Source organism: Clostridium sp. ZBS2 (assembly GCF_023845855.1).
GTDB classification, from domain to species: Bacteria; Bacillota; Clostridia; order Clostridiales; family Clostridiaceae; genus Clostridium; species Clostridium aquiflavi.
In genome coordinates this window covers 1-259 of the sequence record NZ_JAMQIF010000088.1, presented here as the reverse complement: position 1 = coordinate 259, position 259 = coordinate 1, and the positions used below count along the sequence as shown (strand labels likewise).

Genomic DNA, 259 nt, shown 5'->3' with positions numbered 1-259 from the left:
TATATATATAATTCTGAAAAAGAAATATTTGAAAATTATGTAAAAAGCGGAGTGATGAATAAGAGTAATGAAGTGATATCAAAAGATGATATTAATAATACTCCTGTAAATAAATTTTATTGTATAAGATGTGAACGTGAATTAGTTGGAGTATTAAATGTACAATACAGAGAAGAAGATATTCATAAATATAATAATGAAGATTTTATAAAATCAATTTGTGATGTTATAGGAATAATTATTAATAATAAATTTTTAT

The 259-nt window shown here is 19.7% G+C and carries 1 pseudogene; it reads left to right on the top strand.

What is annotated here, in order from left to right:
* Positions 1-54 precede the first annotated feature (54 nt).
* Positions 55-259: pseudogene (locus NG918_RS16680) on the top strand (sensor histidine kinase); the annotation flags it as partial.